Source organism: Mycobacterium sp. NPDC050551 (assembly GCF_040674075.1).
Classification (GTDB): domain Bacteria; phylum Actinomycetota; class Actinomycetes; order Mycobacteriales; family Mycobacteriaceae; genus Mycobacterium.
Map to the genome: position 1 here is coordinate 370,135 of NZ_JBFARC010000002.1, position 13,999 is coordinate 384,133.

Sequence of the window (13,999 nt, forward strand, 5' to 3'; positions counted from 1 at the left end):
GCCGATTCGAGAGGGCGCACAATAGCGCCATGAGCAAGCGGGTCGCTCTGGTGCTGGGCAGCGGCGGAGCCCGCGGCTACGCGCACATCGGGGTGATCGACGAGTTGCGCGACCGCGGCTACGAGATCGTCGGAGTGTCGGGGTCGTCGATGGGGGCGCTCGTCGGCGGTCTGCACGCGGCGGGAAAGCTCGACGAGTACGCCGAGTGGGCGAAGGGCCTGACGCAGCGGGCGGTGCTTCGGCTGCTCGACCCGGCGATCACCGCCGCCGGAGTGCTGCGTGCCGAGAAGATCATCGACGCGGTCCGCGAGATCCTCGGCGAGGTGGCGATCGAGGACCTGCCGATCCCGTACACCGCGGTGACGACGGATCTGATCGCGGGCAAATCGGTGTGGTTGCAGCGCGGTCCGCTCGACGAGGCGATCCGCGCCTCCATCGCCATTCCCGGTGTGATCATGCCGTACGTGCTGGACGGCCGGTTGCTCGCCGACGGCGGCATCCTCGACCCGCTGCCGATGGCGCCGATCTCGGCCGTCAACGCCGACCTGACGATCGCGGTGAGCCTGAGCGGCAGCGAGTCCGGCGGGCGCGCCGAACCCGACGGCGACCAGTCGGGGGTCAACTCCGAATGGTTGAACCGCCTGCTGCGCAGCACCTCCGCGCTGCTCGACACCAAGTCGGCCCGCACGGTGCTCGACACGCCCGCGGTGCGGTCGATGCTCAGCCGGTTCGGCACCGCCGAAGACCCGGAGGACGGCACAGACGGCCAGGACGGCATCGTCGAGGACCCTCCGGACGGCGCAGCCGAGGACGGCTCCGACGAGGTGGACGACGTGGTGGTGCCCCGGCTCAGCAGCTTCGAGGTGATGAACCGCACCATCGACATCGCGCAGGCGGCGCTGGCCCGACACACGCTGGCCGGCTATCCGCCGGATCTGCTGATCGAGGTCCCGCGAACGGTTTGCCGCAGTCTCGACTTCCACCGCGCCGCCGAGGTCATCCAGGTCGGCAGAGAGCTGGCCGCGCACGCGCTCGACGTGCTGGAGGCGCCGGGGTTCACCCCGACGCTGACCCCCTAGCCGAGGAACGCCGCGATCTCGGCGGCCACCCGGCGGCCCTGCGTGCGCCCGGCATGGGCGGAGGGGACGCGGCAAGCCGGGTCAAGCGGGTTGGCACCGAACGCCGCCAGCGCGTCGTCATCGGCGAACACCCCGAGCACCCGGTCGCCCTGTGCGGCGATCTCTTCTGCGGCGCCACCGCCGAACGGCGACGGCGAGTCCCGGCCGGACGGCACCAGCACCACGACGACGTCGCAGTCGTCGACGAATCGCAGGTTGATCGTGCTGCCCACGCCGCCGTCCATGTAGCGGCGCCCGTCGATGGTCACCGGAGGCCATGCGCCGGGCACCGCGCAACTGGCGGCCACGGCATCGACGAGGCCGACACCGGCGGACCGGTCGAACGCCACGAGTTCGCCGGTCGCCGTGTCGATCGCGGGGATCCGCAGCACCCGGTCGGGCCACTGGTGCGACGGCAGCCGGGCGGCGATGACGTCGCGCCGCACCGGCTCGGCGACCGTCGGGGTGGACACCGCGATCTCGCCGATCCGCTGCAGCTTCTCTGTGGTGGTCAACCCGGGCTGGGCCATCGCGCCGACGAACAGTTCGACGATGCCGTCGATTCCGACGGCCGGACTGAGTTCCGCCGACGCCGTGGCCAGTTGACGGTCGAACAGCGCGTCGAGTCTCGTGCCGCTGCTGATCTGCGCGGCGACCGTTGATCCGGCCGAGGTGCCCAGCAGCACGTCGGCGTCGAGAAGTGCCTGCGCCGTCGACGGCGACTCGTCGGCGATGCCCCGCAGAATGCCGGTCTCCCAGGCGATGCCCGCGATCCCGCCGCCGGCGAGGACCAGTGCCGTTTTCGTTGTCACGGGTCCCGAGTGTGCCAGCCGTCGCCTACCGTGAGTCCGATGGCCACCATGCGCGCTCAGCGCTTCTACGCCGACACCAGGACCGTCGCGGTGGAGGACGTCCCGATCCCCCAGCCGGGTCCGGGTGAGGTGCTGGTCAAGGTCGCCTTCTGCGGCATCTGCCATTCCGACCTGAGCCTGATCAACGGGACGTTTCCCTCGCAGCTGCCGGTGGTCACCCAGGGCCACGAGACGTCGGGCACCGTCGCGGCCATCGGGCCCGGCGTCACCGGCTGGGCGGAGGGCGACCGCGTGGTGGTGGCCGCAGGCAAGCCGTGTCTGGAATGCGTCAACTGCCGCCGCGGCGACATGTCGAACTGCCTGCGGATCCGGTTGATGGCGTTCGCCTACGACGGCGGCTGGGCCGAGTACACGGTGGCCCAGGCGTTCGGGCTGACCAGGATTCCCGACAACGTGCCCCTGGAGCAGGCCGCGATCCTGGCCGACGCCGTCTCCACGCCGTACGGCGCGGTGGTCCGGACGGCCGGGGTCGGTATCGGCGAGTCCGTCGGCGTATGGGGTGTCGGAGGATTGGGCACGCACATGATCCAGCTCGCCCGGCTGGTCGGCGCCGCGCCGATCATCGCGGTCGACATCAAACCCGCCATCCTCGACAGGGCGCTGGCCGTCGGCGCCGACCATGCGTTCGACGCGCGCGACCCCGACCTCGCGGGCAAGATCGCCGAGGTCACCGGCGGTCGCAACCTCGACGTCGCGTTCGACGCGGTCGGCCTCGGATCGACGTTCGAGCAGGCGCTGAACAGCCTCACCGTCGGCGGCAGGCTCGTCGGTGTCGGGATGAGCGCCGACGCTCCCACCATCGGCCCGACCTCGATCTTCAACCTGTTCAAGCGCCAGGTGCTCGGCCACCTCGGGTACCAGAACTCCGACATCGGCACACTGGCCCAACTGGTCTCACTCGGCCGGCTAGACCTGTCGCGCTCGATCAGTGCCGTCGTACCGCTCGAGGACGTCGCGCTCGGCATCGAGAAGCTCGAGAACGCCGACGGCGATCCGATCCGAATCCTGGTGCAGCCGTAGCTCGTCGGCTCAGCGCAGTCGCGGCGCCGCCTTGGCGCTGATCAACGGCAGATCGAGATAGGTGGCGATGCCCGGTGCGGCCGCACACACCGCGGGCACGGAGTTCACGCAGTGCGCCGCGGTGGCCACGATGCCGTTGTTGCACTCCAAGCCTTCCGCCACGCTCTCGGGCTGAAAGCCCTTGATGGTGACCGCGAAGTCCGGGTTGCCCTTCGCCTCCATCTCGTAACGCTCGCCGGCCGGCCCGAAATCCCATGGCGGATCGAGATTTTCCTGTCCCATCAACCAGTTGACGGTGACTCGGACGACGACCTCGTCGCCGACGAGCGCCTCCCAGTGGAACCTGCGGCCCGCGACCTGGCCGGGTTCGATGGCGCCCATCGGGGAGTCGATGGGCGCGGTCGCGACGGCGATCTCCTGGGTGGCGCGGATCTGCGGGTCGGCGTTGAAGCCCATGGTGTCGACGATCATCTTCACCGACTGGATGAAACCACCGTCGAGCAGCTTCTGCATCGGCCCCGTGAGCGCCTTCTCGGGGGTGTCGCCGAAACCCATCACGTAGCGCAGCACGTCCGGCGCGTCGTAGGTGCGCAGATCCGAGAACTCCTCGGCGCGAACGAATGTCACTCCGGTCGACATGATCGACATCATCAGCGGGAACTTGTCGGTGATGCCGCCCGGCGCAATGCCGGTGCCGTGCAGCGTGACGCCGCCTTCGACGGCGGCGGTGCGCAGCGGTGTGCTCTCCTTCTCCCCCGGGTAGAACCAGCCGACCGGCGTGACGACGTTCTTGCCAGAGCGCAGCAGCGCCTCGACCTCCTGGGGGTTGGGCAGCAGCGGCGCGTAGATCACCGCGTCGGCGTCGAGCGCCAGGATCTCCTCGACACTGTTGGTCGCGGCGACGCCGATCGGGTCGACACCCACCAGCTCCCCGACGTCACGTCCGGCCTTGTCGGGAGAGTGCACCCAGCAGCCGGCGAGCTCCAGATCGGGGTGCTCGAGCACACCCTTGATCGCGGCCACACCGACTCCGCCCGTCGCCCACTGCACGACCCGTAGGCCCACGTCACCCTCCTTGTCGGCGAATTAGAACGCGTTCTATTGTGGTCTACACCACTTGCGGTGATAAGCGAAGGGCCACAGCCATGCCTGAGAAAGTGTTCGTCGTCGGCGTCGGGATGACGAAGTTCGAGAAGCCCGGTCGCCGCGAGGGGTGGGACTACCCGCAGATGGCCAAGGAGTCGGGCACCAAGGCGCTCGAGGACGCCGGCATCGACTACTCCGAGGTGCAGCAGGGTTACGTCGGCTACTGCAGTGGCGATTCCACGTCGGGCAACCGCGCGCTCTACGAGCTGGGCATGACCGGCATCCCGGTGGTCAACGTCAACAACAACTGCTCGACCGGGTCGACGGCACTGTTCCTGGCCGCCCAGGCCATTCGCGGCGGCCTGGCCGACTGCACGATCGCGCTCGGCTTCGAGAAGATGCAGCCCGGTGCGCTGGCCGGCGGCGCCGAGGATCGCGAGTCGCCACTGGGCCGCCACATCAAGGCGCTGGCCGAGATCGAGGAGTTCGCACTCCCCGTGGCGCCGTGGATGTTCGCCGCCGCGGGTCGCGAGCACATGCGTCAACACGGTTCCACCGCAGAGCATTTCGCCAAGATCGGGTACAAGAACCACAAGCACTCGGTGAACAATCCATACGCGCAGTTCCAGGAGGAGTACAGCCTCGACGACATCCTCGGCGCGCGGATGATCTCCGATCCGGTGACCAAGCTGCAGTGCTCCCCCACCTCCGACGGTTCGGGCGCGGCGATCCTCGCCAGCGAGGCGTTCGTCGACAAGCACGGGCTGGCGGGCCAGGCCGTGGAGATCGTCGGCCAGGCGATGACCACGGATTTCGAGTCGACGTTCGACGGCAGCGCCAAGAACGTCATCGGCTACGACATGAACGTGCAGGCGGCGCGCCAGGTCTACGACCAGTCCGGTCTCGGCCCCAGCGACTTCCAGGTGATCGAACTGCACGACTGCTTCTCGGCCAACGAGCTGCTGCTCTACGAGGCGCTGGGCCTGTGCGGCGAGGGTGAGGCGCCGAAGCTGATCGACAACAACGACACCACCTACGGCGGCCGCTGGGTGGTCAACCCGTCGGGCGGGCTGATCTCCAAGGGTCATCCGCTGGGCGCCACCGGGCTGGCGCAGTGCGCGGAGTTGACGTGGCAGCTGCGCGGCAACGCCGACAAGCGTCAGGTCGACAACGTGACCGCGGCGCTGCAGCACAACATCGGGCTCGGCGGCGCGGCCGTCGTCACGGCCTACCAGCGCGCCGAGCGGTAGTCACGCTCGCGGCCCGATCTAGTCCCGCAGTTCGATGACGTCGTAGGCGCCGTCGGCGTGGCGGGCGCGGATGGTCTTCTTGTCGTACTTGCCGACGCTGGTGCGCGGCACCTCGTCGACGAAGGTCCAGCGTTCCGGCAGCCACCAGCGAACCACCTTGTCGGCGAGAAACTCCCGTAGTTCGGCGGGATCGGCGGCCGCGCCCTCGTTGAGCACCACCGCCGCCAGTGGGCGCTCCTGCCAGCGTTCGTCGGGCACGCCGACGACGGCCGCCTCGAGCACCGCTTCGTGGGCGATCAGGTGATTCTCGAGTTCGACCGACGAGATCCACTCGCCGCCCGACTTGATGACGTCCTTCGCCCGGTCGGTGAGCGTGACGAAGCCCTGCGGATCGACGCGGCCGACGTCGCCGGTGCGCAGCCAACCGTCGTCGAACTTCTCGGCGTCGCGGCCGCGGTAGTAGCCGCCGGTGATCCATGGCCCGCGAACCTCGATCTCGCCGACCGCCTTGCCGTCGTGCGGCAACGGGTTGCCCTCGTCGTCGACGATCCGCACCTCGACCCCGCACGCCGGGCGACCCTGCGACGCGCGCTGCGTCCACCGCTCGTCGTCGCTCACGCCGGGGATCGGGTGCGCCACGGTCGCCAGCGGTGACGTCTCGGTCATCCCCCACGCCTGCACGATCTGCACGCCGAGCCGCTCGTAGGCCCGCATCAGCGACACGGGTACCGCCGAACCGCCGCTGGTGATCAGTCGCAGCGACGAGATGTCATGGCCAGGAGACGCTTCGATCCGGTGCAGGATGTCGTTCCAGATGGTCGGCACCGCGCCGGCCACCGTGGGCCGTTGCGACTCGATCACGTCGATCAAGGAGGCCGCATCCATGAAACGGTCGGGCAGTACCAGGTCGGCACCGGCCATCAGCGCCGCGTACGGCAGGCCCCAGGCGTTGGCGTGGAACATCGGCACGATCGGCAGCACCGAGTCGCTGCAGCCGATGCCCGACGCGTTGGCGGTGCAGGCGTTCATCGAGTGCAGGTAGCTCGAGCGGTGGCTGTAGACAACGCCTTTCGGATTGCCGGTGGTGCCGCTGGTGTAGCACATGGCCGCCGCCGAGGTCTCGTCGGTCTCCGGCCAGTCGAAGTCCGTACGTTCACCGGCGATGACGTCGGCGTAGCGCAGCACCCTCATGTGCGGCGAATCGAGCGCGTCGAGGTCACCGTCGCCGACGGCGATCACGGTGTGCACCGTGTCCAGCAGCGGCAGCACGGGCGCCAGCTGGGCCACCAGCGAGACGTCGGCGATGATCACCTTGTCCTCGGCCTCGTTGGCGATGAACGCGATCTGTTCGGGCGACAGCCGGATGTTGAGGGTGTGCAGCACCGCCCCCATCGACGGCACCGCCAGGTAGGCGGCCAGGTGTTCGGCGTTGTTCCACATGAACGTGCCGACGCGTTCGTCGCCGCTGACACCGATCCTCCGCAGCGCGTTGGCCAGGCGCGCGGCCTGGTCGCCGAGTTCGCGGTAGCTCGTCGTGCGGTAGCCGCCCCCGCCGGTGGCAGTGGTGACGGCGCGGTCGCCGTTGACGGTCGCGGCGTGCCGCATGATCGCCGCGATCGTCAACGGACAGTCCTGCATGGTGCTGTGCATCGGACGCCTCCCCTTCGGTTGGGCGCGATGCTAATGCCGGCGCGGCGGTGGAGTCCGTCGATTGGTGCTGTCGAACGTCCGGCGTCAGGAACGTTTGGGCTTCCGCCGGCGATGTATTCAGAGGATGGTTGAGGTGAACCAGGAGGTTCGGTCATGAATGCGAAGACAGCACTGGGCGCTGTGACGCTGGCGATGTGTGGGGTGCTGGCCGTACCCGCTGGTCTCGCGTCGGCCGAGGAAACGGCGCTGGAGACCATCACCCGCTATGAGGACGCCGGTTACACGGTCAACATCGACCGGGTCGGTTCCGCACCGCTCGACCAATGCACCGTCACCGGGATCCGCAATCCCCAACAGACCACACGGCTGGTACCCAACAACGGTCAGTACCGATGGTGGGACGACGACTACGACGACAGGTTGATCGAGGTCGTCGTCCGCAGTATCTCGGTGTCGCTGAACTGCTCGCGCTGAACCGACCGCTCACCGTGAGCAGTCCACCGAGACGGTGATCGTCTGGCGTCGGTTGTTGCCGGTGGCGAATGGGTTGTCGCCGTCCTCGTCGCGCAGGACGAATCCGGTCTGCCTGCGCGGGTTCCTGATGTCGGTGACGACGCACTCGTCGATCGGCGCGCTGCCCAACCGGTTGACCCTCACGTCGAAACCCTGTGCTTCGAGAACGGCGATGGTCTGGTCCGCCGATTCGGCGGCCGCCTCGGCCACCGTCCCCGGTGCGAGGATCGCCGCGCAGGCCGCGGCCGCGATGCCGGTGGAGATCAGCAGGTAGGTCTTCATGGTCGTGCCCTTCATTCGTCGTTGTGCTTCAGGAGGCTCGACGGGCGAGGCACCGAAAAGGTTCACCGCACGAAAAAGCCCGGCCGAACGCGTCGGCCGGGCTCTTCGCGTCTCGGTCAGGCGGTGACGGTCTGCCGCCTCTCGGCGTGATCGTCGTCGACCATGGTGAGTTCGTCGAACGGATCCTCGCCGCGCAGAACGGAGTCGACCCTGCCCTTGTCGATCGTGTGGGTCCACGAACCGACGAGGATGGTGGCGACGGCGTTGCCGGAGAAGTTGGTCAGCGCGCGGGCCTCGGACATGAACCGGTCGATCCCGACGATCAGGCCCACCCCGTCGAGCAGGTCCGGGCGGTGCGCCTGCAGGCCGCCGGCCAGGGTGGCCAGGCCGGCGCCGGTGACACCGGCCGCACCCTTGGACGCGACGATCATGAACACCAGCAGTCCGATCTGTTCGGTGACCGACAGCGGGTCGCCGAGCGCTCCGGCGATGAACAGCGAGGCCATCGTCAGGTAGATCGCGGTGCCGTCCAGGTTGAACGAGTAGCCGGTCGGGACAACGACTCCCACGGTGGTGCGGTCGACGCCGAGGTGCTCCATCTTGGCGATCAGCCGCGGCAGCGCCGATTCCGACGACGACGTCGACACGATCAGCAGGTACTCGCGGGCCAGGTAGCGCACCAGCTTGAAGATGGACACGCCGGACACCACCCGGAGAATGACGCCGAGCACACCGAACACGAAGATGATGCAGGTGATGTAGAAGCCCAGCATGAGGCCGAGCAGCTGCGTGACCGCGGACCAGCCCGTCTGACCCACCACGTTGGCGATGGCGCCGAACGCGCCGATCGGGGCCAGCCACAGGATCATCACCAGGACCTTGAACACCAGCTTCTGCAGCGAGGCGATGGCCCGCAGTGCCGGCTCGCCCGCGGTGCCCATGCCCTGCAGCGCGAACCCGACCAGCAGGGCGACGAACAGCGCCTGCAGCACGCTGCCTTCGGTCAACGAGGAGAACAGCGTCTCGGGGATGATGCCCTGGACGAAGTCGAGCATGCCGCCCGATTCGTGCGCCTTCTCGGCCAGCTCCGCACCCTTCCCTGCTGAGCTCTCGGACAGGTTCAGCCCGCTGCCGGGATGCAGGATGTTGCCGACCACCAGGCCGATGGCGAGGGCGAAGGTGGACATCGCGAGGAAGTAGACGAACGCCAGCCCGCCGACCTTGCCGACGGTGGCGGCCTTGCGTACCGACCCGATGCCCAGCACGATCGTGCAGAAGATGACGGGGGCGATCATCATCTTGATCAGGTCGACGAACATCGTGCCCAGCACGCCGACGCTCTTGCCGACCTCGGGGGCGAGTAGGCCCACCACCACACCGGCCAGCACCGCGACGACCACGGCGATGTACAGCCAGTGCGTGCGGTCGCGGCGCTTGGGCGGCGCAGGCGTGGGATCGGGTTGCGACGGCGGGGGCGGGTCCAGGGTCACGCTCATGGCTCTTCTCCAAGGTCGACAGTGAATGTGATCTGCAAGTAGGTTCGGCGAGGACGTGAGCCAGGTCACGCTTTAGTTCATTAAGTGCAGCGGGAGGCGGTGGGGTGGTCGACGGCACGGACGGCGCCGACGGGCAGGTGATGACGCCGGACGGCCGCACCCTGAGCTATCTCGACGTGGGAGACCCGGGTGGGCCCCTGGTGCTACACAACCACGGCGGGCCCAGCAGCAGGCTCGAGGCGCGCCTGTTCGCCGACGCGGCGGCGGCCCGAGGCTTGCGGCTCGTCTGCGTCGACCGTCCCGGCTTCGGGCGCTCCACCCGGCAGCGCCACCGCACCTACCGCGGCTGGACCGAGGACCTGATCACTGTCGCCGACGCACTGGGCCGACACGAGTTCGGCGTGACGGGCTGGTCGGAGGGCGGCCCGTGGGCACTGGCCGCCGCGGCCTACCTCGATGCCGGACGGCTGCGGCACGTCAGCAGCCTCGCCCCGGGCAGCTACGGCGCCTTCGGCGACAACTGGGCGGCCGGCCGGCTGTCGAGAGCCGACGCGTTCGGCGGCACCCTGGCGCTGCGCTTCCGGCCCGGCTTCCACCTGATGTACGCGGCGGTCGGGTTCACCGCCACCCGGTTCCCGCGCAGCTACCTCAACGAAGTGCGCAAGGCCGTCAACGATTACGACCGAGAGGTCCTGCAGCAGGCGGACAACGCGGCCGTGTTCGCCCGCGCGGGTGCAGAGTGCTTCGCGCAGGGCAGTGAGGGTCTGGTCCTCGACGCCGATCTGCTGTACCGGCAGTGGGCGTTCGACGTGACGGCGATCGAACGCCCGGTGCATCTGTGGCAGGGGCTCGACGACCGGTTGGTGCCTGCGTCGATCAACGAGACCGTCGCCGAGCGGATGCCCGGCGCCGTGTGGCATCCGGTGGCGGAGGCCGGACACTTCGTGGCCGTCGGCTGCGCGGACGAGGTGTTCGCCATCGCCGCAGCGGATCTCGGCGCGGATTAGGCGGCGCCCGGTGCGGTGGAGGGCCTGGCCGCGGTCGCTGGCCGGTCAGGCGATCGCGATGCAGATCGTGGTGATCGCCGTGATCGTGCTGGCCGGCAGCGTGCTCGCGCTGCTCGACGCGCGCCGCGACGGCGACGAGGCCGCGCGCCAGCAGGTGGTCGCCATCGCCGCCGCGCTGGCCGACGCACCGTCGACGGCGTCGGCGATCGAATCCGGCACGGCGACAGCGACTCTGCAGCCGGTCACCGAGGCGGTCCGGATGCACACCGACATCGCGTTCATCACGATCATGGCCCCCGACGGCATCCGTTACACCCACACCGATCCCCGCCAGATCGGCGGGCGCTACCTCGGCACGACCGAGCCGGCACTGCGCGGCGAGACGTTCAGCGAGGTGTACACCGGCACGCTGGGTCCGTCGATCCGGGCGGTCGCGCCGGTGCGCAACGGCGCCGGCGAGATCGTCGGGCTGGTCTCGGCCGGGATCACCCAGCAGACCCTCGCGCAGCGGTGGCGCGGCCAGGTCCCGACGATCGTCGCGCTGAGTGTTGCGGCGCTGGCGGTGTCGTCGGTCGGGCTGTTCCTGATCCGGCGCCGCCTGCTCCGGCAGACCCACGGGCTGCGGCCCGACGAACTGCGGGTGATGTACGAGCATCACGATGCGATCCTGCATTCGGTGTCGGAGGGCCTGATCGTGCTCGACCGCAATGGCGTCGCGCTGGTCAACGACGAGGCCCGCCGATTGCTCGGGCTGCCGCCCGGCCCGGTGGACGCCTCGGCGCTGCCCGCCTTCCTGCGCGCTCACGACCCGGGGGTGCGCGACGAGGTGCACGTCACCGACGAACGGGTGCTGGTGGTGAACCGGTCCCGTGTCGCCGACTCGGACTCCGAGGTGGTGACGGTCCGTGACCGCACCGAATTGCAGGGCGCGCTGGGCGAACTCAGTTCCCTGCAGGTGCTCGCCGACTCGTTGCGCGCGCAGGCGCACGAAGCCGCCAACAAGCTGCACACCGTCGTCACGATGGTGGAGATGGGCAGGCCCGAGGACGCGGTGACGTTCGCGACCCGCGAGTTGGAGCTGTCCCAGCGCCTCGTCGACCGTCTCTCGGAGGCCGTCGGCGAGCCGGCGCTGGTGGCGCTCCTGCTGGGTAAGACCGCGCAGGCCGACGAGCGGGGCATCGCACTGACCGTCACTGAGGACACCCACCTGCCGTCGGACGCCGACGACGTGCCGCTGAGCGGTCAGGAGATGGTCACCGTACTGGGCAATCTGGTGGACAACGCGATGGACGCGTGCGACCGCGACGACCCGTGGGTGGAGGTGACCGTGACCCTGGACGACGACACCCTGCTGCTGCGGGTGGCCGACAGCGGGTCCGGGATGGACACGCAGACGTTCCGGCGGGCGATGCAGCGCGGGTATTCGACGAAGTCCGGCACCGACGCCGGCCAGCACGGCCTCGGCCTCGCGTTGGTGGCGCAGGTGGTCAACCGTCATCGGGGCACGCTGACCGCCGACGTCACCTACGGTTCGGTGGTGACGGTGACCGTGCCGCGGGAGGCACCGTGATCTCGGTGCTGATCGTCGAGGACGACCCTTTGATCGCCGAGGCGCATCAGGTGTATCTCGGCCGGCTGCCCGGATTCACCACGGCGGCCGTCGCGCACACCGCACGCGACGGCATGCGGTTGGCGGCCGAGGCGGCGGCGTCGGACAGTCCGATCGACCTCGTGCTGCTCGACATCGGCCTGCCCGATGCGAGCGGGATCTCGCTGGCGTCAGCGCTTTCGGGGTTGCGGCCCGCGCCGGACATCATCGCGATCACGTCGGAACGGGACCTGGAGATGGTGCGCGCGGCGGTGTCCCACGGCGCACTGGCGTACCTGCTCAAGCCCTTCACCTTCGCCGCGTTCCGCGACCGCCTCGAGCGCTATCGCCGCTACCGCGACGCGCTGCCCGCGGGCACCGATGCGGCCAGTCAGGTGGAGGTCGACCGCGCGCTGGCCGAACTGCGCATCGCCACCGACAGGTCGGTGACACCCAAGGGTGCGGCGGCGGGCACCACCGATGAGATCGCCCGCGTCGTCCGCGACGCCGCCGAAGGTCTGACGGCCGACGAGGTGGCCAGGCAGATCGGGGTGTCACGGGTGACGGCGTGGCGCTACCTCGAGCGGCTCGCGGACGACGGCACCGTCACCCGCACCACCGACTACGGCAAGGCCGGCCGCCCCAAGACCCGTTACGAGTGGGGCTGACCCCGGTCAGACGGCGACGAGTTCGCGCGCCTGCGCCGGGATGCGGTCGGTGGCCGCGGTATGGGAGTACACCAGCGGCTGCATCGCCGCGACGGCGAATGCGGTCACAGTGCCTGCGTAGTCGGCGACGTAGAGCCGGCTGCCGTCGACGCTGAGCGCGATGCACGACGGGCGAGCTCCCACCTGCACGGTGTGAAGCACCTCGTTGGTCCGGGTGCAGAGCACGGCGACGTGGTTGTAGTCGACGACGTACGCCCGGCTGCCGTCGGCGCTGAGCGCGAGCTGCACCGGTGCACGGCCGATCTCGACGGTGTCGGTCACCCTGTTCGTCGACAGGTCGACGATCTCGATCGCGCCGCCGAGGGTGCGGTGAGACGTGAGCACGTGAGCGGTGCCGTCCTCGCCGAGCGCGAGGTCACGGATGGGCGCGCCGATCCTGATCGTCGCCACGATCTGGGTGGTCTCCACGTCGACCACCAGGAGGCGACTGCTTTCGCTGTCGGAAGCCGCGACGTAGAGACGCTTGCCCGCCGCGTCGACCCGCAGCGCGTCGAGGTTGATCCCGGGGTCGGTGGCCACGTCGATGGTGCCCGCCCGCTCCGCCGTGATGTCGATGACGGCGACATCGACGTGGTCGTAGCCGGTGCGGCCCGCGAAGACCTTCTTGCCGTCGGGGCTGACCGCGATTGCGGTGACGCCGAACGCCAGCGGGTATTCGGCCAGCACCGAGGCGCCGACCGTGTCGATCACCGCGACGCCGTCGGTGGTCGAGGACATCGTCGTCACGTATGCGCGGTCACCGGTCGCCGCTACGGCGAACGGCTCCCCCGGCGCCCGGACGAGAGCCGTGACGGCCGCCGCATCGGCGTCGAGGACCGACACCGCGCGCACGCCGAGGTGCGTCGCGACGACCGCTCCGCTGTCGGGGTCGACGGTCAGATCGCCGATGGGTCGGCCGATCGCCACCGATCCGATGACGGTGAGGTCATGGTCGGTGGTGATGACGTCGTCTACCGACTCGTCGTGGGCCGCGCGGCTTGCGCGGGTGAAGATATTTGCCATGGTGTTGGGCACCTCCGCCGGCATGGCTGTGCGCCGGCTCTCGATTGCAGCTGTCTCTGCGCCTCCTGGGCGCGGTCTCGGTCGAGTGTAGCGACGTGAATTGGGCGGATAAGTCACCGACTTCACGCGATCGCGACAGTAACGTTCTTTGCTCTCAGGCCATGCTTAAGAAATCGGTCGTTATCGAGTTGTTACCCTTCCTCGGCGAATCATTGTGGCTTTTCCACCTGATGAATCGACGCCACAGCAAATCTTGCTTGATCAATTTGTTCGAGCACGCGACTAAGGGTTTCTTAGTTTCGACCGGTGAAGTGAGGGCTAAATCACAGCCTCCGCACTCAGCAAACTTTTGACAGGAACCGCCACTGTTCGGGTCGGCGCCGTGGA

13 protein-coding genes are annotated in these 13,999 nt (G+C 69.0%); 7 read left to right on the plus strand and 6 right to left on the minus strand.

Annotated features, from left to right (window positions below):
* The first annotated feature begins 29 nt into the window (after positions 1 to 29).
* Positions 30 to 1,079 (plus strand): patatin-like phospholipase family protein, encoded by a 1,050-nt coding sequence (locus AB0K11_RS08415; protein ID WP_364974647.1) that lies wholly within the window; start codon positions 30 to 32, stop codon positions 1,077 to 1,079.
* On the opposite strand, the gene AB0K11_RS08420 is transcribed toward AB0K11_RS08415, so the two are convergent.
* Positions 1,076 to 1,930, minus strand: coding sequence for a patatin-like phospholipase family protein (locus tag AB0K11_RS08420; RefSeq protein WP_364974649.1), 855 nt, complete (start codon positions 1,928 to 1,930; stop codon positions 1,076 to 1,078). The two genes, AB0K11_RS08415 and AB0K11_RS08420, sit on opposite strands and share 4 nt — an antisense overlap.
* A 39-nt stretch (positions 1,931 to 1,969) precedes the next feature.
* Between AB0K11_RS08420 and AB0K11_RS08425 the strand changes: the two genes are divergently transcribed.
* Positions 1,970 to 3,010, plus strand: coding sequence for a zinc-binding dehydrogenase (locus tag AB0K11_RS08425; protein ID WP_364974652.1), 1,041 nt, complete (start codon positions 1,970 to 1,972; stop codon positions 3,008 to 3,010).
* Positions 3,011 to 3,019: 9 nt separating this feature from the next.
* On the opposite strand, the gene AB0K11_RS08430 is transcribed toward AB0K11_RS08425, so the two are convergent.
* Positions 3,020 to 4,075, minus strand: a complete 1,056-nt coding sequence (locus AB0K11_RS08430; protein ID WP_364974655.1) for a dihydrodipicolinate reductase — start codon at positions 4,073 to 4,075, stop codon at positions 3,020 to 3,022.
* Between the two features lie 80 nt (positions 4,076 to 4,155).
* On the opposite strand from AB0K11_RS08430, the gene AB0K11_RS08435 reads away from it, so the two are divergent.
* Positions 4,156 to 5,346: a lipid-transfer protein gene (locus AB0K11_RS08435; RefSeq protein WP_364974658.1), complete on the plus strand. Its 1,191-nt coding sequence runs from the start codon at positions 4,156 to 4,158 to the stop codon at positions 5,344 to 5,346.
* 18 nt (positions 5,347 to 5,364) lie between these two features.
* Here the strand turns inward: AB0K11_RS08435 and AB0K11_RS08440 are convergent, their stop codons facing one another.
* Positions 5,365 to 6,996: a long-chain fatty acid--CoA ligase gene (locus AB0K11_RS08440; RefSeq protein ID WP_364974661.1), complete on the minus strand. Its 1,632-nt coding sequence runs from the start codon at positions 6,994 to 6,996 to the stop codon at positions 5,365 to 5,367.
* Between the two features lie 153 nt (positions 6,997 to 7,149).
* On the opposite strand from AB0K11_RS08440, the gene AB0K11_RS08445 reads away from it, so the two are divergent.
* Positions 7,150 to 7,470 carry a hypothetical protein gene (locus AB0K11_RS08445; protein ID WP_364974664.1) on the plus strand — a complete coding sequence of 107 codons (321 nt, stop codon included), beginning with the start codon at positions 7,150 to 7,152 and terminating at the stop codon, positions 7,468 to 7,470.
* A gap of 9 nt (positions 7,471 to 7,479) precedes the next feature.
* Here the strand turns inward: AB0K11_RS08445 and AB0K11_RS08450 are convergent, their stop codons facing one another.
* A complete protein-coding gene (locus tag AB0K11_RS08450) occupies positions 7,480 to 7,806 on the minus strand; it encodes a hypothetical protein (RefSeq protein ID WP_364974666.1) in 327 nt (108 codons plus the stop codon).
* A 101-nt stretch (positions 7,807 to 7,907) separates the two neighbouring features.
* Positions 7,908 to 9,287, minus strand: a complete 1,380-nt coding sequence (locus AB0K11_RS08455; RefSeq protein ID WP_364974668.1) for a cation:dicarboxylase symporter family transporter — start codon at positions 9,285 to 9,287, stop codon at positions 7,908 to 7,910.
* 104 nt (positions 9,288 to 9,391) lie between these two features.
* Between AB0K11_RS08455 and AB0K11_RS08460 the strand changes: the two genes are divergently transcribed.
* The 3 genes from AB0K11_RS08460 to AB0K11_RS08470 are packed head-to-tail and all read left to right on the plus strand — an operon-like array spanning position 9,392 to position 12,550.
* Positions 9,392 to 10,294, plus strand: coding sequence for an alpha/beta hydrolase (locus tag AB0K11_RS08460; protein WP_364974671.1), 903 nt, complete (start codon positions 9,392 to 9,394; stop codon positions 10,292 to 10,294).
* 58 nt (positions 10,295 to 10,352) lie between these two features.
* Positions 10,353 to 11,864, plus strand: coding sequence for an ATP-binding protein (locus AB0K11_RS08465; protein ID WP_364976685.1), 1,512 nt, complete (start codon positions 10,353 to 10,355; stop codon positions 11,862 to 11,864).
* Positions 11,861 to 12,550 carry a response regulator gene (locus AB0K11_RS08470; RefSeq protein ID WP_364974673.1) on the plus strand — a complete coding sequence of 230 codons (690 nt, stop codon included), beginning with the start codon at positions 11,861 to 11,863 and terminating at the stop codon, positions 12,548 to 12,550. The genes AB0K11_RS08465 and AB0K11_RS08470 overlap by 4 nt, the downstream gene beginning before the upstream one ends.
* A 6-nt stretch (positions 12,551 to 12,556) precedes the next feature.
* On the opposite strand, the gene AB0K11_RS08475 is transcribed toward AB0K11_RS08470, so the two are convergent.
* The gene (locus AB0K11_RS08475) at positions 12,557 to 13,612 is read right to left on the minus strand and encodes a YncE family protein (protein WP_364974675.1); all 1,056 of its coding nucleotides are present in this window, start codon (positions 13,610 to 13,612) and stop codon (positions 12,557 to 12,559) included.
* Positions 13,613 to 13,999: the final 387 nt, after the last annotated feature.

What these genes read in the sequence shown, in the direction of transcription:
- AB0K11_RS08415 (WP_364974647.1), top strand. Translation starts at nt 30, where the DNA reads ATGAGCAAGCGGGTCGCTCTGGTGCTGGGCAGCGGCGGAGCCCGCGGC.
- AB0K11_RS08425 (WP_364974652.1), top strand. Translation starts at nt 1,970, where the DNA reads ATGGCCACCATGCGCGCTCAGCGCTTCTACGCCGACACCAGGACCGTC.
- AB0K11_RS08435 (WP_364974658.1), top strand. Translation starts at nt 4,156, where the DNA reads ATGCCTGAGAAAGTGTTCGTCGTCGGCGTCGGGATGACGAAGTTCGAG.
- AB0K11_RS08440 (WP_364974661.1), bottom strand. Translation starts at nt 6,996, where the DNA reads ATGCACAGCACCATGCAGGACTGTCCGTTGACGATCGCGGCGATCATG.
- AB0K11_RS08445 (WP_364974664.1), top strand. Translation starts at nt 7,150, where the DNA reads ATGAATGCGAAGACAGCACTGGGCGCTGTGACGCTGGCGATGTGTGGG.
- AB0K11_RS08450 (WP_364974666.1), bottom strand. Translation starts at nt 7,806, where the DNA reads ATGAAGGGCACGACCATGAAGACCTACCTGCTGATCTCCACCGGCATC.
- AB0K11_RS08455 (WP_364974668.1), bottom strand. Translation starts at nt 9,287, where the DNA reads ATGAGCGTGACCCTGGACCCGCCCCCGCCGTCGCAACCCGATCCCACG.
- AB0K11_RS08465 (WP_364976685.1), top strand. Translation starts at nt 10,353, where the DNA reads ATGCAGATCGTGGTGATCGCCGTGATCGTGCTGGCCGGCAGCGTGCTC.
- AB0K11_RS08475 (WP_364974675.1), bottom strand. Translation starts at nt 13,612, where the DNA reads ATGGCAAATATCTTCACCCGCGCAAGCCGCGCGGCCCACGACGAGTCG.